Annotated in this window: 17 protein-coding genes and 1 pseudogene; 12 read left to right on the top strand and 6 right to left on the bottom strand. The window is 63.0% G+C overall.

Translation table 11 applies throughout. The features are described from left to right. Positions 1 to 33 precede the first annotated feature (33 nt). The 3 genes and pseudogenes from LXM50_RS01680 to LXM50_RS18805 all read right to left on the bottom strand — a co-directional run. Complete coding sequence (locus LXM50_RS01680) at positions 34 to 936, bottom strand: tyrosine recombinase XerC (RefSeq protein ID WP_233309370.1); 903 nt, start codon at positions 934 to 936, stop codon at positions 34 to 36. Between the two features lie 74 nt (positions 937 to 1,010). Then, complete coding sequence (locus LXM50_RS18810; protein WP_374107792.1) at positions 1,011 to 1,202, bottom strand: hypothetical protein; 192 nt, start codon at positions 1,200 to 1,202, stop codon at positions 1,011 to 1,013. 66 nt (positions 1,203 to 1,268) lie between these two features. Continuing rightward, a pseudogene (locus LXM50_RS18805) lies at positions 1,269 to 1,445 on the bottom strand (DNA-processing protein DprA); the annotation flags it as partial. A 26-nt stretch (positions 1,446 to 1,471) separates the two neighbouring features. Here LXM50_RS18805 and LXM50_RS01670 point away from each other — a divergent pair. Beyond that, positions 1,472 to 2,782 (top strand): recombinase family protein, encoded by a 1,311-nt coding sequence (locus LXM50_RS01670; RefSeq protein ID WP_233309368.1) that lies wholly within the window; start codon positions 1,472 to 1,474, stop codon positions 2,780 to 2,782. Between the two features lie 32 nt (positions 2,783 to 2,814). On the opposite strand, the gene LXM50_RS01665 is transcribed toward LXM50_RS01670, so the two are convergent. From LXM50_RS01665 to LXM50_RS01655, 3 genes are all read right to left on the bottom strand, one after another. Beyond that, positions 2,815 to 3,006: a hypothetical protein gene (locus tag LXM50_RS01665; protein ID WP_233309367.1), complete on the bottom strand. Its 192-nt coding sequence runs from the start codon at positions 3,004 to 3,006 to the stop codon at positions 2,815 to 2,817. Positions 3,007 to 3,082: 76 nt separating this feature from the next. Further along, on the bottom strand, positions 3,083 to 4,396 hold the full coding sequence (locus LXM50_RS01660) for a phage/plasmid primase, P4 family (protein WP_233309366.1): 1,314 nt from the start codon (positions 4,394 to 4,396) through the stop codon (positions 3,083 to 3,085). Further along, the gene (locus LXM50_RS01655; protein WP_233309365.1) at positions 4,393 to 4,599 is read right to left on the bottom strand and encodes a hypothetical protein; all 207 of its coding nucleotides are present in this window, start codon (positions 4,597 to 4,599) and stop codon (positions 4,393 to 4,395) included. Before LXM50_RS01655 ends, LXM50_RS01660 begins: the two co-directional genes overlap by 4 nt. 677 nt (positions 4,600 to 5,276) lie before the next feature. Here LXM50_RS01655 and LXM50_RS01650 point away from each other — a divergent pair. The 11 genes from LXM50_RS01650 (at position 5,277) to LXM50_RS01600 (ending at position 16,458) form a co-directional block, all read left to right on the top strand. Then, a complete protein-coding gene (locus LXM50_RS01650) occupies positions 5,277 to 5,456 on the top strand; it encodes a hypothetical protein (protein WP_233309364.1) in 180 nt (59 codons plus the stop codon). Positions 5,457 to 6,132: 676 nt separating this feature from the next. Beyond that, positions 6,133 to 7,689 (top strand): terminase large subunit domain-containing protein, encoded by a 1,557-nt coding sequence (locus LXM50_RS01645; protein WP_233309363.1) that lies wholly within the window; start codon positions 6,133 to 6,135, stop codon positions 7,687 to 7,689. A gap of 58 nt (positions 7,690 to 7,747) precedes the next feature. Further along, entirely contained in the window at positions 7,748 to 8,869 is a 1,122-nt protein-coding gene (locus LXM50_RS01640; RefSeq protein WP_233309362.1) for a hypothetical protein, read from the top strand. A gap of 4 nt (positions 8,870 to 8,873) precedes the next feature. Beyond that, positions 8,874 to 10,433 carry a hypothetical protein gene (locus LXM50_RS01635; RefSeq protein WP_233309361.1) on the top strand — a complete coding sequence of 520 codons (1,560 nt, stop codon included), beginning with the start codon at positions 8,874 to 8,876 and terminating at the stop codon, positions 10,431 to 10,433. A 69-nt stretch (positions 10,434 to 10,502) separates the two neighbouring features. After that, positions 10,503 to 11,822 (top strand): LpqB family beta-propeller domain-containing protein, encoded by a 1,320-nt coding sequence (locus LXM50_RS01630; RefSeq protein ID WP_233309360.1) that lies wholly within the window; start codon positions 10,503 to 10,505, stop codon positions 11,820 to 11,822. Beyond that, positions 11,819 to 12,241, top strand: coding sequence for a hypothetical protein (locus LXM50_RS01625; protein WP_233309359.1), 423 nt, complete (start codon positions 11,819 to 11,821; stop codon positions 12,239 to 12,241). The genes LXM50_RS01630 and LXM50_RS01625 overlap by 4 nt, the downstream gene beginning before the upstream one ends. A gap of 3 nt (positions 12,242 to 12,244) precedes the next feature. After that, complete coding sequence (locus LXM50_RS01620) at positions 12,245 to 12,664, top strand: hypothetical protein (RefSeq protein WP_233309358.1); 420 nt, start codon at positions 12,245 to 12,247, stop codon at positions 12,662 to 12,664. Between the two features lie 8 nt (positions 12,665 to 12,672). Then, a complete protein-coding gene (locus LXM50_RS01615) occupies positions 12,673 to 13,176 on the top strand; it encodes a hypothetical protein (protein WP_233309357.1) in 504 nt (167 codons plus the stop codon). Continuing rightward, a complete protein-coding gene (locus LXM50_RS01610; RefSeq protein ID WP_233309356.1) occupies positions 13,176 to 14,345 on the top strand; it encodes a hypothetical protein in 1,170 nt (389 codons plus the stop codon). Before LXM50_RS01615 ends, LXM50_RS01610 begins: the two co-directional genes overlap by 1 nt. After that, a complete protein-coding gene (locus LXM50_RS01605) occupies positions 14,345 to 14,707 on the top strand; it encodes a hypothetical protein (RefSeq protein ID WP_233309355.1) in 363 nt (120 codons plus the stop codon). The genes LXM50_RS01610 and LXM50_RS01605 overlap by 1 nt, the downstream gene beginning before the upstream one ends. Then, positions 14,704 to 16,458, top strand: coding sequence for a hypothetical protein (locus LXM50_RS01600; protein ID WP_233309354.1), 1,755 nt, complete (start codon positions 14,704 to 14,706; stop codon positions 16,456 to 16,458). Before LXM50_RS01605 ends, LXM50_RS01600 begins: the two co-directional genes overlap by 4 nt. Positions 16,459 to 16,463: the final 5 nt, after the last annotated feature.

The following is a 16,463-nucleotide window of genomic DNA, read 5'->3' as shown; positions in this document are numbered from 1 at the left end:
CCCGCCGCGACGAGAGCCGTTATCGCCGCCCCGTCACGCCCGTGGATGCGCGAGCCGGTAACTCGCCGCGAGGCGCTCCGCCGAGACGTGCGTGTAGATCTGGGTGGTCCCCAGACTCGCGTGACCGAGGATCTCCTGCACCGCTCGCAGGTCTGCTCCCCCGTCGAGCAGGTGCGTGGCAGCGGAGTGGCGGAGCGCATGCGGTCCGACCGTCTCCGCACCGATGACCGGCGCGAGCACGCGGGCGACCAGCTCGTACACCGCGCGCGATCCCAGCGCTCCCCCGCGCGCGCCGCGGAACAGCGCAGGACCGGTCTCCTCCGCACGAGCGACGAGCACGGGGCGGGCGCGGCGCAGGTACGAGGCGACCGCATCACGAGCCGGGGCGCCGAAGGGGACGACCCGCTCCCTGCCGCCCTTCCCGAGCACGCGAGCAGTGCCGCGGTCGAGGTCGATGTCGTCGACGGCGAGCCCGCACAACTCGGAGACGCGCATGCCCGACCCGTACAGCAGCTCCAGGATCGCGCTGTCCCTCAGTCGGACAGGATCCCCGTCGAGGGCGGCGTCGCGCGCCTCGTCGAGCAGGACGCGCATCGCGTCGGCCGACGCCACCGCCGGCAGCGTGCGTCCGCGCTTGGGCGTCACGAGGCGCAATGCGGGGTCGTGCGGGACCAGCCCCGCCTCGGTGGCCCAGGCGAAGAACGAGCGCACCGCGGCCGTGCGACGCGCCAGCGTCGATCGTGCGTCACCTCTTTGCGTGGCGCGCCACAGCCAGTCCCGCAGCGCTTCGAGATCCACGTCGCCGAGGGGAGCGTCCGCCGTCGCCGCCGCGAGATCGGCGAGATCCGACCGGTACGCGCGCACCGTCGCCGGTGACAGCCGCCGCACCTGAGCGAGGTGCGTCGTGAACGCCGTGGCGGCTTCTGATACGCGCATGGCTCCAGCATGCGCTCCGCAGCCCGGCACCGGCGGGAGCACGCGCGGGACCCATGATCTCGAGCTGCAGGACCTCACTGCACGATGCTGCGCCACCCCCGCTCGGAGCGGACCGCGCTGCCGTCCAGTTCCAGGATGCCGAGGAGCGCCTCGACTCGATCCGCGCTCAGTCCGCTGCGCTGCGCCAATTCGGCGATGCTGCGCGGCGTGCGCACGTTCAGGGCATCGGCGAGGCGCACCATATCCGGATCCTCGGTGGTGATCATCGGCGGCGCAGCCGTGGCGATGCCGAGCAACTCGCGCACGTCGGCGACAGAGGTGATGCAGCGCGCGTCGTAGTCCCGCAGCAGCCGGTGGCAGCCCTCCGACGCCGTCGACGTGATCGGCCCCGGGACGGCGCCGAGCGGTCTGCCGAGCGCGGCCGCGTGCCCCGCCGTGTTCAACGACCCGCTGCGCTGTCCGGCCTCGACCACGACGGTCGCGGCGGAGAGCGCGCTGATCAGACGATTGCGCGCAGGAACCGTAGGCTATATGTATGACCGAATCTGTCAAGGCCGCGATCTACGTTCGCCAGTCTGTAGACCAGGCCGAGGGCATCACCCGCGGTATCAAGCGCTGTGAGGCGCTGCTGAAGTCGCGCGGCTGGACTCTCGTGGAGACCTACGCGGACAACGCCGTGAGCGCGTCCAAGAGCCGCGCTAAGAGCCGTTGGGCGGATCTTCTCCGGGACGCCAAGGCGGGTCGCTTCACGCACATTGTTGGCGTGGACATGGACCGCCTTGTGCGTAGCGTGTCGGATCTCCTCGCGCTCACCGACACGGGGGCCAAGGTGTTGACCGTTGACGGTGAGATCGACCTCACGACGGCTGACGGTGAGTTCCGCGCAACCATGCTCGCCAGCATCGCCCGCTTCGAGGTTCGGCGTAAGGCCGAGCGCCAGAAGCGCGCGAACATCGACCGGGTAACCCGGCGCGGTCTGCCGGTCCCCGGCAAGCGTCGGTTCGGGTATGAGCCGGGGAACATCGAGGAGCGCACCGAGGAGGCCGACCGCGTGCGGTGGGCGTTCGCAGAGGTACTGTCGGGCGGCTCGATCTTCGGTATCGCGAAGGCCTTCGGCAAGCCGCCTGTCCGGATCCGGGAAATGCTCACCAACCCGGCTTACGCGGGCTGGATCCCGTTTGGGGGCGAGCGCTACGAGGCCGCGCCGGAGGTTGCCCGCATCGTGAGCCGCGAGGACTGGGAGAAGGTTCAGGCGGTCCTTGCGGCCCCCGAGCGTCGGACCTCACCGGGCAACACGATTCAGTACCTTGCGAGCGGCATTGCGCGCTGTGGAATCTGTGACGCCCGCATGGTGAAGCAGGGGGCGTATTACTTGTGCAAGGGCGACCTGTCGCACCCGGCGATCAAGCGGGAGATCCTGGACGATGTGCTCATGTGGGAGGCCTTCTCGTACCTGCTGAGGCTCGATCCCGGCGCGGAGCCGGAGGAGCTACAGGAGGCCGTGCAGAAGCTCGCAGAGGCGCAGCGGAAGCGTGGTGCGGTGCAAGCCATGTTTGAGCTGGAGGGCGCAGACACCGCCGCCCTGACCAAGCGGCTTGCTGTGCTCGGGCGTGAGGTCACGCAGCTTACGGCTGAGGTTGACGCCCTGCGCGTGCGCACCGTGGCGGGCGATGTGGTGGGCCGAATCCGCGCCAAGCTCGCCGGGACGCTCAACGACGAGGAGGGCGCGGCATGGTGGGCCGAGGAGTGGGCGGAGCTGCCCCTGTCCGATAAGCGCGAGGTCATCGGCAATCTGACAATCAAGGTGCACAAGGGCCGTGGCCCGGATCGCGTAGAGGTCGCGTAACGAGAAAGACCCCCGGTTTCCCGGGGGTCTTTTCATTCGCCGTAAATCGAGCTGTAACAGCGAGCGGCCTTCGCGTCGAGAGACTCGCCCGTGTTCGCCGTGACGCACGAACGGTAGTCGGCTTCCAAGTTCGCATTGTGCATGTTGACCAAGACGGCGATGAGGATACCGCCGACAACCGCGATGACGACGGCGAGGGAGATTACAGCGGCTTTCAGACTCATGAGCGCACCTTAACAAACAACAGGGCGAGCGCGGAACCGAGCGCCGCGAAGAATCCGATTGCGATCCCGAGGGCGATCACTGGACACCCGCCATTCCTGGAATGTAGACCCGGATCCCGACCACGTAGCGATTACCGTTCGACTTGTGGTCCGTGTTGTATCCCAGGCCCTTGAGGCTCTTGTAGAACTCACCGGAGTTACTGGAGTGCTTGTAGTCGTTCGCCTGGCACCACGTCTTGTAGCGGGCGAAGAGATCCGCGCGCTTCGTGCGCAGGCTCTCATTGCCTCTGTCGGCGTCCACAAGATCATCCTGTGCAAGCCATAGACGCATCGGGTCGGAATCCTGCTCGAACTCTTCGCGTGCCTCTCGTGCGGTCCCGCGTACGTCGAACTCTCCACGTTCGTGGAGGTCGCGCAGGGCGTCCATCGCACGATTGAAGATCCCCGGTGTCTCCGCGTACAGCTTGCCCTCATCGAACCTCTGAGAGCGATCCAGCTTCGTCGTAAACGGCAGGACGGTCCAACGTCGAAAGTAGCCGTCTGAATCGTCAGACGACCGCCAGACCTTATTGGCAGAGAAGACCGGCACCGCATACGGGCGGAACGGGAAAGAGTCGCGGTACTTCCGCTCAGCGGTGAGGGTGTCACCTCCGGTGATCGCCTTGAACAGGCTCGCGTCCTTGAGGTATGAGTCGTCCAGGTCGCCGAGGATATTCGCCGTCTTGCCGTACAGGGAGGCCGCAGCGAACCTGTTTTCGCTGAGGCTCTTAAGGCTCTCGGTCGCGATGTTCTCCCGGCCTAGCATCTCCTCCAACACCCGCAGAAACGTGCTCTTGCCGGTGCCGCCAGGGCCGAGGAGAAGAATCGCCGTCGAAAGCGGGTTACCGATCATGAGCATGTAGCCGATGACCTCCCACACAAGGGCGTGCATGTCACCCGGCACAACCTCATCAAGCCACTTCAGGAAGTTGGGGCAGTCAGCGCCCTTTCGGTATGTGATCGGAAGTTGCAGCGTAGACAGGTGCTCAGGACTGTGGCCCTGGAAGTAGTCCGTCTGCCAGTTGTAGACGCCATTCTTCAGGTTGATAAGCGGAGCCCACTTCACGCCGCCCTGAGGCTCCGCAGGGATACGCGGGATGCCTGAGGACTTCACCGTGTCTTCGACCGAGGCGACATAGCTACGGCGGTAGCGGTTCCCCAACTCAGAGACGATGCGGCGGACAAGCTCTTCCGGGGCCGGACGCCATACGCCGGACTCGTACAGCCACAGCTCACCGTCAGGGCCGACGCCAAGATCGTGCGCAACAGCCTTCGCGAGCTTGAGCGTCATGAATCCGTGCTTCGGGTCGAAGTAGTTGTCGCCACGGTATGCGGGCGTTCCGGCGCTCATCGGGCAACCTCAACTCTCAGGTTGAGGCTCATGCCGTGCATGATCGTCCAGCCGCTCAGCTCAACGCCGAGGCCGTTCGTCCAGGCGTTCAGATAGGGATCGTAGGTGTACGGCTTGTCGTCGATGAGGAGGCGAGTCGGGAGGTTGAACTCCGTGTGTCTGTCCTGCGCGGGCAACTCCCGCGCGGTTGGGTGGGTGTCCATTGTGGACCTTTCAAAGAGAGTGGGGACGCCCTGCTACCGGACCAACAACAGGAGAGCGTCCCCGGCTTGTGGGTTGGTCTTACAGTCCGGGTTTAAGAGGTTCGGAGCGGACTTCCGGCGTTTAGCCCTGGGCGGCTCCGTATAACCATTATGGCACCTATTGCACAATGTGATTCTGGCCGTTTATATAATCAAACGGCGCTTGACATGGTGTATACCCAATATGTAGTGGTGGAGCTCTGGACTACGCGCTAATTGCCAGGATTACAATAGGCAAACTCTCAGCTTCGCGCATTCAGATCCAGGGCAGGCACGGGGCAAGTGAAAGTGCCCTGTAGGGCAGGCGATGGGGCAGGACCTTTCCCTACTCTCCTAAGGCATAGGGCAGGTAGGGCACCCTTTCTCTTAAAGTCTAAGGGGACTATATAAAAAGGGGGTAGTAGAGAGAGGTTGCGCTGTGCCCTGCCCTGCCCTGCTGCCCTTGACAAACAACAAACCCGCCCTACACCGGGGAGCATGTGCGTATGCGTCCCTACTCCGGTTCAGGCGGGTCTGTCTTGTCGAGGTTATTCAACACCGGCCCCGTATCAAGGAGTGTGTTGCAGTACACACTATCCACGGATGGATAATGAGCTTCCATAATATCACCTTGTGCAATTGCCGGTAAAATAGTTCACATGGAAAAGAACAACACTCTGCGCGCATACTACGACAACCCCGGCCCTGAGGCCCTGGCCATGCTGGAAGAGTTTGCGAGACGCGCAATCGCCGCGGGGCTAACGGCACGCGACGTTGCAGTCATGGGATATGAGGCATTCGTAGCCGAGCTAGAGGCTTACGAGGGTGATGCAGCGTGACAGACGACGTTCCACTACCCAGCCGATCCGGGGCGGCTATTCCCCGAGAACCAAGACACGGAACCATCGGCACCTACAACAACCATCGCTGTCGTCAGGATTGCCCTGGCGATCCTGAGACCGGCCTAACGTGCCGACAGGCTAACGCTGCCTACCGCATGGTCTACCGCGCGCGTAAGCGTGAGGCGGTAGCCGAGTGACCCGCTTCCATCGCAGCAAAGAGTGGGCTGCATTCAGCAAGAAGGCGCGGCCCATCCTCGCTGCCTCGCTGCCTGCACCCTGTGTGAACGCCTATCGTGCGCCAGGGTGCCGAGGCGTGGTGTATCCCGGCGAGGCGTTCGACGTGGCGCACATCGTCAGTCACAACGTGGACCCCACGCAGCCCCTGGACATGAGCCGGGTAGGTGCAGCACACCGCGCGTGCAACCGCAGGGCGGGGGCGGCGGAGGGTGGAGCCAAGCGCGCAGCCCAACGCCGTGCTGCTGACGACAAGCGTCTACCTCCTACCGGGTCGGGGTGGTGAGCGTGGAGTACGCACACGACATCACATTCCCTGTGCTGCTCGCTGCTATCAACACCGAGGCCGCAGCTATCCGCGAGAGTACGGACGCTGACGATCAAGCTCGAAGATTCTCGCGCATCCGTATGTATCTCGATGCGTTGAGTGCGTTGGTCGGTGATTCTTTTGAGTGACCGTGACAACCCGCTTAACGCTGCCAGCGAGAAATCCTCACGAGAAACGCTCGAATCCCTCAGGAGCGAAGAGGGCTGGATTTCGTACCGTGAGACCGCGCTGAAGCCACTCAATTGCACAGAGCTTGTGACGACTCAACAGAGCCGGGATGAGTTCATTCGCGGTTGCGAGCTGCTGGGCGTGGAGTTCCCCAAGGCGCACCAGCTCATCATCTCAGACATGCTCACGGCGGGCCGTGAGGAGTCGGCGATCCTGATTCCGCGCCAGGCAGGCAAGACGACAACCCTCGCGATCATCCTTGTGGGCCGGTGCGCCCTGAGACCGCGCTACAACGCAGCGCTGACGCTGACCACGCTCGCGAACAAGACGGGCGAGGTCTTCGAACAGACGATCCAGGACGTGCTGGAGCTTGCGCACGGCGAGGATGTGGACTCCCGCCCCTTCCGGAACTACCGAGGCAAGGGCGCGATGTACGTCAAGTTCCCGAACGGCTCACGCCTCACAGCGAAGACCGCGAAGGGCGCAGCCTTCCGCGGTAGTTCCTACGATGCGGTCTGGATCGATGAGGCTGGAGAGGCGAGCCCCGAGCAGGCCGACGACCTGAAGGGCGCGATCCTCTCCACCTTCGACACCCGAGACGGGCAGATGATCCTCACGGGTACCGCTGGAGACTTCCGCAAGGGGCAGATGCTCTTTGAGGGTCTGGAGAATCCCGAGTACGGCGTAGTCCGCTACGCGATCCCCGAGGACACCGAGCCCGACGCTATGAGCGCATGGGAGCCGGACGACGAACACCCGTTCGCGCGTGGCCGTGAGCTAACCGAGGCAATGCACCCCGGCATCGCATCCGGGCTGACGACCGTGGAGAAGGTGCGTAAGCGCTTTGTGGCGTACCTCAATAGACCGGGACGATTCGCGCGAGAGTACGGCGGCATCTTCGGCACGCTCGGTGAGGGTGCGGGGCCGATCAACGTTCAAGCCTGGATCGACGCTGGACGCACCGATACACCGGACGTGCCTGAGCACTTCGCGTTGGTCATGGGTACGTCCTTCTTCGGTGACTTCGGCTCTCTCGTGGCCGTGTGGCGCGATGACGACGGCAAGGCGTGCGGATACGTCATCGACCATCGCAAGGGCGTTACCTGGCTCGCTGACGCGGCGGCGAAGAAGAGTCGCGAGCACGGGCACCCGGTGATCTTCGACGGCGGCAACAAGAGCACCCGCGCCGAGGTCGAGATTATGGCTCGGTTCGTTCCCGCGCCGCACATGGTGGAGCGAGGTTTCACTGAGGTACCCGTTGCTCACGCGCTGCTGACCAAGGAAATCAACGCGGGCAACGCTGTGCACTGGACGCAAGGCCCGCTTGACACCGCAGCGAAGAGTGCCGTACGCCGGCCCGCTGGCGCTAACTCGTGGGCGTTCGGTCGCGGCAAGCAAGCGGGACTCGACCTCAGCACGCTAGAAGCCTTTGCGCTCGGGCTGCACTATTACGACGAGACTGCGCAAGCGATCTCATTCGGGCCTGTCATGGCTGCATAACCTATTGCACATTTCCAGCAAATAGCCCTGTGCATTATGCCGGATAATTGTATGTAACATGACATGGCTTTCTAACCTCTTCTTCGGCTCCGGGGGCGGTGTGGTTTCTTCCACCGCCTCTGGAGTGCAGGTGCCCTATTCTCTGTGGCCCGTCGAGTCCAATGTCACCACGCTTGTGTACAGTGACCATTTCGCTTCCGTGGACGCAGTGGATCGCAATGCGGCAATGACTGTTCCTCCGGTAAAGCGTGGCCGTGCGATCATCACCGGTTCATGCGCCGATCTTCCCCTTGAGCTTGGCAAGCTCGACGGCAGCGGTTGGACCGCCGCAAAGCGCCAGCCGAATTGGTTCTCTAATACAGGCACGTTTCAGACGCCGTGGCACCGAATGGCGCTCACGCTCGATGACCTGATCTTCAACGGCTGGAGCCTCTGGGGCGTCCGCCGTGGAGCCAAGACTGAGGGGGCAGCACACGCACCGATTCTCGACGCCGTGCGCATTGCCCCTCAGCGCTGGACGTTCGACGCCAATTCTCCGACCGGCGTGAGCGTCAACGGCGCACACGTCCAGGATCCCGACTCCGTGATCCTCTTCCAAGGGCCGGATGAGGGCGTGCTCACGACCAGCGCAGACACGATCCGCGCATGGCGAGCCTTGAGCCGTACCCGCGTTTCCAAGGCCCGCAACCCCATCCCGATGACCGTCCTTCAGGAGACAACGCCGAACACGGTCACACAGGCCGAGGCTGAGGCGTTCGTAGAAGCCTGGGGCAACAAGCGCGCACAGGAAAACGGCATGGTCGGATTCCTGCCTGCCAAGGTCACCATGCAGACGCACGGCGACACAAAGCCGGAGATGTTCGACACGGCATTCAACGCCCTACGTCTGGACGTTGCGAACGCGCTCAATCTCCCCGCATCCCTGCTCGACGGCTCGACCGCTACAGCGTCCCTGACCTACGTGACGACCGAGGGACAGCGCACGAGTCTTATCGACTGGCTGGAGTACTGGCTAGCTCCGATTGAGGCGCGCCTGTCCATGCCGGACGTGACGCCTCTCGGGTCCGTCGTGCGCTTCGACCGTTCCAACCTCATCAATGTCCCGAACGACCGCCACGGCGCAGCGTCGGACGAGACCCAGCCGGTAGAGACTCCCGCGTCTCCCGCCCCTCAGGAGTAACCCCATGTCCGAAGAACTAGCCCCTTCCGACTCTCTTATTGAGAATGATTCCGCTTCTCATCTAGAGAGCTACGGCGATTTCACCTACGACCCCGAGGCGCGCACCCTTCGCGGTCTGCTCGTGCCGTTCGGTGAGCCGAGCCGTACTAACAGCACGGGACAGACGGGCGTGGTCTTCACCGCCGACACCATCAACATCCCGCGTGATGTGTCCGTCGTCACTCTGAACCGCGAGCACGACCGATACGACCCGGTAGGCCGCGCAACCGAGCTGAAGAAGACCGAGCGCGGCGTAGAAGCAACCTTCCAACTCGCCGACACCGATGAGGCCGACTCATGGCTGAGCCGTCAGAAGGACAAGCTCCGCAAGCTCAGCGCCGAAGTGCGGTTCGCCGCTGACGGCTTGAGCGCCCGTATCTCAGGCGCGGCCCTCGTGACCGAAGGCGCATTCGCCTCTGCCGGTCTATTCGCCCTCGCGCCCGACGCCGAGGAAGACCCCGAAACCCCCGAGGCCGAAGAGGCCGAGGACAAGACCCCTGACGCCGCCCCGGCGCAGGAGAACCCAACTAACGAAATGGAGGAAGACACCGTGTCTTCTATCGTTCCTGACGCGCCGGGCGCAGTATCACCGGCAGCCAACGACAACGAGGCCGCACTATTCGCGGCAATTGCCAACCGACAGAGCAACCCTGAAGCTCTCGCCCCGTTCGCAAACGCGGGTGCCGCGTTCGCCGTTCAGAACCTCCAGGCGTCCGGTCCTTCGACCGTGACGATTGAGGCGGACGTTACCGTCCCGCAGGCTGTCCGCGAGCTGTGGCAGCGCCGCCCCTACCGCAGCCGCTACACGCCGCTCATTAACTCCGGAACGCTGCTCTCCCCGACAGTGACCGGCTGGAAGTGGGACGCCACCAAGGAGCCGACCGTAGGCGACTACGCCGGTAACCTCGCCGAGGTTCCCACCAGCGCGCTTGACACCATTCCTGTAACCGCACAGGCCGCGATCATCGCGGGTGGAAACAAGATTGACCGCAAGTACTACGACTTTGGAAACACCGAAGTTATTGCGTCCTACATGCGTCTCCAGACTGAGGATGTCGCTCGCAAGCTCGATGCCAAGGTGCTTTCGACCATTACCGGTGCCGCTACGGTTACCGCGCCCGGAACCGTCCCTGCCGGTGTGCCGAAGGGTCTCGCCGCAATCGTCGACGGTGCTCTCGGTGTTATCAACACGGACAACGCGCCGAGCTTCGCCATTGTCTCGCCTGAGCTGTGGCGCGACATCGTAATGATGGCCGACAAGGACAAGCTGGCATACCTGAACGCTGGATTCGGTCTTGAGGCTGGAGACGTTGAGTCGTTCAGCATTCAGCCCGGAAACGTCGGTACCGGAAAGGTCATCGTCGGTGCCAAGGAAGCGGCCACGTTCTACACCCTGGGTGGCGGAGCTCCGATCCGCGTTGAGGGTCTGGCTGTGCACAACGGTGGAGTTGACGTTGCGGTGTTCGCCTACTGGGCTGCAATCGTTAACAACGCTGCTGCTATCCGCTCTGTGACTGTCGTCTAAACGGCTGGGGCGTAAGCAATGTCGTACACATTCCCGACACCTACAACGGCAGCGCCATACTGGCGCGATATGCCGGGTGATTTGGCGACCGCAGAAATGTATCTGTCGGTGGCCAAATCGCAGTGCCTTGCTTACGCCCCTCCGCTCCCGGTCAACCCCGTCAACGGCACGATCGTTCTCGGTCCGCCTACGGTGATGAGTCGGAACCTCTTCCCGGATCCGTCCATCGGCACGGCGGGCAACACGGTTGTCCTGCGCCAGAACGTCATTCGCAATCCGAGCTTCGAGACCGACGCTTCTCTGTGGACGGTCACAAACTCCGCCACGATCTCGCGCGTCACCACGCAGGCGCACCGAGGCACAGCGTCTCTCCAGGTAGTTACCGCGGGAGCAACGTCGGGTGAGGGTGTGTACTCCAGCACGTACACCGTCCCGGGGATGTACCTGAATCGGCCCTATGCGGCGTCAGTGTGGGTATTCGCCCCGGTCGGCGCGAACATGGAGGCGCTAGGCAACTCCACGGGTGGGCCGAGCACGAGCGTTCCCTTCACCGGCACGGGTGCTTGGCAGCTCGTGACGATGCCGAACAACCGCGCGAACAGCGGACTCAACCCGTACATCATCGTGCGTACGCGCAGCACCGCGCAGGCGATCACGTTCTATGTGGACGAGGCGCTACTAGAGCTAGACGTAGCGACCCCTGGACCGTACTTCGACGGTGCCGGACAGAGCGCGCCGGACGCCGACTTCTCTACTCGGTGGGTCGGTGCGGCGAACGCGAGCATAAGCGAGCTGACCGCCGTTCTCGTGCCTGGTGTCGTCGCATCCAACTGTGTGCCGATCCGTTCCGGTATCTGGGCGACAGACGGCAACATGTCGATGCGGACGATCCCGACCGGCGCGAACCCGACCGTCACGGTAGCGAACATCCCCGGCGCTAATACGCTGCTCGCCACGCGCCGAGACCCCGGGGACGTAATCAGCGAGGTCCGGGAGAACATCAACGGTCCCGCGGTGCTCTACCCGTCCGCGACACAGAACACGTGGTTTGACCAGATCGGCATCTTCGCGGGTGACTATGCGGGGCTGTGGTTCTCCGGAGACACACCCACGCGCCTAGGCCGCACCTACGCATGGGAGGGCGCGGTAAACGCGTCAGCATCCGCCGAGACCTACCGACCGAACGTGTTCGTTCCGGCTCCGCCCGAGATTCCAGAGAACTACTTCCTGGCGATCATCACGCAGGCCCGCAACATGGCGAACGCCGGAGTTGCGCCCGTGTCTGGTGGCGACTTCGACGGCAGCGGATACGGCGTCAACACGTACCCGCTCGACTGGGCAGTTAAGCAGATGCTCCGCCCCGAACAAGGACTAGGAGCAATCGCATGAGCCTTCGTAAGGACATAGAAGCACTGTTCCGCGAGGACTGGGCCGAGGATCCGATCCTCTCTCAGCTCCGCGTCATCGCCACCGAGCGCGAGCTAGACCAGCTCGCACAGGACACCGCACTTATCCGCCTCAAGGGTTTGCGCCGGGAGCCCACCGCGCCGCTGAGAGCTAAGCGCGTGGAGCTTCTTCTCACGATCATCTCTGCACGCACCGATTTGGATCGGGCCGGAGACGACCTTGAGGAATACATGAACGCAGCCGAGGACTATCTAGGCCCGCGGTTCATGCACGATGCGCCGAGCATTGTCGGTTACAACGACCGCCTGGCAATCGACATCCCCCTTTACATCACCACAACCCCCGCAGAGGTATCCCCGATGTTCCTCGCCGCGGACACACCAACAGAGCCGGAGGAATAAATCATGGCCGCAATTCCAGTACAGCCCATCTTTCTAAACGACGTGTCGGTGAAGATCGGAACCGATACATATGAGGCGAGCCTCACAACGGTGCGTTTCGAGCCGACCTCCAACATTGTGCGGTGGAAGGGAATGTCGCCCGCATCTCAGTATGCGTTCATGTCGACACCCGTCTACGACGGAACCCTTACCTTCGCGCAGGACTGGACCACGTCAAACAGCCTGTCTCAGTACCTGAAGACGAATCAGGGTAAGCCCGTAACTATCGAGTTCAAGCCAAAGAAGCCCGCCACAGGAACCGCCGCAACCGTAACCGCGACGATCATTGTTGCCCCGGGAACCATCGGTGGAGATATCGACACTGTCGCAACAGCAACAATTCAGGTTGCCGTTGTCGGTGAGCCGTCCGTAACTATCGCGTAAGGCCCGTCATGAGGATTGACGTTTTCAAGTCTCCAGAGCTTATGGCGACAATCCTCGCGATTCGCGGTCTGGACAAGACGATACAGAAACAGATTCGAGTGCATTCGAAGGCTCTCGCTACTCCCGAGTTCAAGAAGGAACTAGCCGAGCGTTCTAATACAAGGCTCGAATCTGCGGTCATCGTGAACACCGCTGTGGTGTCCGTGTCGAATCAGAACATGCGCCTACAGAGCGCGGCCAAGGGTCGCGCTCTGTCGGGCGGTCTGAACCCGAAGACCGATTACGCAGCCGTGGAGTTCGGACGTGAGCAGAAGCCCGTGACCTATCAGCGCAAGAGCAAGAAGGGCGGATCCCATTCCGTCACCCGCTCTATGCCGCAGATCAAGCCGCGCCGCAGCAAGGGATACGTATTCTTCCCCGCGGTTCGCAATTACATTCCGCGTGCAGCGTCACTGTACGTGCAGACAACCGTTAAGACCATCGCCAAGGCCCTGGAAGGAGTTCAGGAATAATGGCACTCTCCGTTGATATTCTCGCGAACACTCGCCAGGCACAGAGCAACGTCAAGGATCTATCGAAGGAGTTCGACAAGGTAGCCGACTCGCTCGACGACATGGCGCGCGATGCCGACCGGAACGCGGACAAGGTAGAGCGCAGCTTCCGTGAGATGTCTCGCGCAGCCGAGAAGCTGGACGACTCCGTAAGGGACATCAAGCCTGACCCGCTCCGCAAGCTCGGGGACGCGGGTGAAGAGGTCTCCGGCGAGCTGAAGCAGAACCTTGGAGAGACGTTCTCCAGCTTCCGCGGCGACCTTGAAGACCTGCCGCAGGTAGCTCAGGACGTGTTCGGTGGTCTCGCCGGATCGGTCGGCGGGCTCGGTGCGTCCCTCGCGCTCGCGGGTGGAGCCGCAGGTATCGGTCTTCTCATCGCTGGATTCCAAGAGATCCAGAAGCAAGAGGAGGAGCGTCAACAGCGAATCGCGGATTGGACCGCCGCCTACATTGGTGGGCTCTCCACGATGGAGGGCGCGCTAGCCGACTTCGCCACGGTCGAAGCGATCTACACCGACAAGGACCGTTACGCCGAGGCCGTCAAGAACGCCAAGAATTGGCACGTCTCGACCTCTGACGCGATCAACGCTATGGCCGGAGACATGACCGCGCTCGGTGTCGTGGAGGACAACCTAGCGTCCAACTCTCAGACGGTCAGCGATGCTATCGAGACCGTGGGCGGCAACACCCGCGGGCTCAGCCACGAGATGCGCACCCTCAAGGACGAGACATCGCAGGGCTACGACGCATTCAACAAGCTGACCGGCGAGATGTCCGCGGGTGCGGCTCGCGCGGATGAGTACTCGCAGTCGCTTCTAAACATCGTCTCTCACGCCGACAACGCTTCCATCGAGATTGACGCGGTGGGTAATAGCGTCTTCACCCTGCCGGACGGCAAGCAAGTTCTCATCGACGCGCAGACCGGTAAGGCGACCGCGGATCTCTCCAAGTTCAAGGGTGACGCCGACGGCATCATCAACTCTGTCAATGGCCGTGACGTTGTTCTCAATCTGAACGCGGCTGTCTGGAATGCACAGCAGGCCGTCAACCGATTCATGAGCGATAACGACGGACGCAGCTTCACAATGTATGGCCGCGTGAAGGTCGATTCCGGAGGTACCTGGGACTAATGGCTACGACAATCACAGCCGGTGCTACAACCATCACACCTATCCTGATCGATGGTTTCGAGGCGTCCCGCTCGGGCGGCTCTATCGTGCATCCCATCCTTGGGCGCACGAACCCGGACATCACGCTCCGCCCTGCCGGAATGAAGACGGGTACGCTCTCGCTACTCTTCGCCGTCGAGGCCGATGCAAACATGGCATGGAACGCCCTGAGCGATCCCGCCGTGTTCGTGCTGTCCTCTGACGAACGCACCGTGAGCATGTCGTTCGTGGTGCCCGAATCGCAGGCGCTATCCCTGAAGCTCGACCCTGAGACCCGCGATCACTGGACTCTGAGCGTCCCCTTCCAAGAGGTGACGCCTTGACCGTCTCGCTACACACCTACTCCGCCGCTCTCGTGCTCGGGGTGCCGTACGCCAACGTGCCGCTCTCAATCAAGGCCGGACGCATCACACTCGATGTCGCACGCTTTCCGCACGTAGACGCTTCTCTGACGGTGCCCGTCACCGACACGGCGCAGCTCGTGAACTTCGATCCGCGGCTGAAGCGCCGCGTCATCATCACGGCTGGGTCCAAGACCGGTGCCCTCATCAAGAGCCGCACGTTCAATCTGTCACTCCGCAAGGTGCGCCCGAACCGTGCGACCGGTGACGTAGAGCTGTCCCTTGCGTCCGATGAGGCCGTGCTTCAGGATGTGGGGCCGCTCGCGGATGACACCACGCCGCGCCAGTACGCCAGCTCTATCCGCGCTCTGACGAACTATGTGCTCTCCAAGATCGGCGCGAGCCTGGAGCCGGGTACCGACGACGCTAACGTCACGCCCTATTGGGATGCCGTCAACCTCATCAAGGATCCGCGCTACATCGGCACGGCGGGCCAGTGGTCACAGGCGAATGTCACGACAGCCGTTGACACCGCGCAGCCGGGGCCGATCAACGGCGTAGCTCACAACGGTGTGCACATCCACACGCCGACGAGCAATGACGGGTATGTGACGGTCGGCGCGGTCAACGGAATGAACTTCGGCGTCCAGATCGGAAAGACCTACGTATTCTCCGCGAACGGCGCAGTACGAACGGTCATCGGCGGTTCCGGCCCCGTAGACACGGACATGAACACCGGCACCACACTCCCGCGCCAGCGTGCGCTTGTCGTGCACGCGACAGGCGGCGGCTTCTCACCGGCTTACAAGGTCTGGCACAGCCCGCAGGTACCCAACACGGCATCCTCTGGAGCCGTTGCCGGTACTCGCGTCTCGGTCAAGTTCACGGTCCCGCAGGGCACTTCCGATGTGTTCTTCCGCGTCTACCACGGCGGTACCTCGGGCAACATCACATGGTCACAGTTCAGCCTGCAAGAGGTTGATCCCGCCATGCCCGAGGCGGACGGCGCAGAGTACTTCTTCGGTAGCCGCCCGAGCACGCCCGCGTACGGCTACAAGTGGCGCGACACGGCAGACAACAGCCCCTCCGAGCGTGAGGCCGTGGTCGAGCGTCCACGAGAGTTGTTCACATGGCGCGCCGGTCAGGGCGGCGTGGACTTCCTGAGTCCGATTCTCCAGAGCCAAGGCTTCCGCCTTGTGTGTGACGAGAATCAGAAGTGGACCCTGCGCAAGGACGGATACCGTGCGCCGGGTGCCCTGAACCTCTCGTACGGCGTGAACATCATTGCCGCCGACGAGGAGACCTCGCGCGAGTCTGACGATTGGTTCGACGGTGCGGTTTACTCGTACGCCTGGCCAGACGCTAACGGCGCTGAGCGGCGACAGGACGACTCGTACTTCCTCACGCCCACGCCGACCAAGATCGTTCGCCGTGAGGTCCGCAGAGAGTATCCAGGGCCGGGACGCGCCCGCTATGCCGTGGAGCGCGCACAGGCGAAGGGGCGCACTCTGACGCTGGAGACCGTCTCCGACTGGGACGCGCGCGCAGAGCAAGAGCTACTTGTCCGCCTAGACGGCACACCTATCCAGCTCGGTACGACGGACTCCGTTGAGTTCGACCTGAGCAACGACCGTATGCGGATCTCATCCCGAACCGCAGACACCCCCGAGGGCGCAATCGACCTCGCTACAGGAACCATCGATGCCGCTATCGGCTCTATCGACTCGAACTAAGGAGG

The organism is Microbacterium sp. Au-Mic1 (genome assembly GCF_021341785.1).
GTDB lineage: Bacteria > Actinomycetota > Actinomycetes > Actinomycetales > Microbacteriaceae > Microbacterium.
The sequence above is the reverse complement of the archived record's forward strand: the minus strand, read 5'-3'. Positions and strand labels throughout refer to the sequence as shown.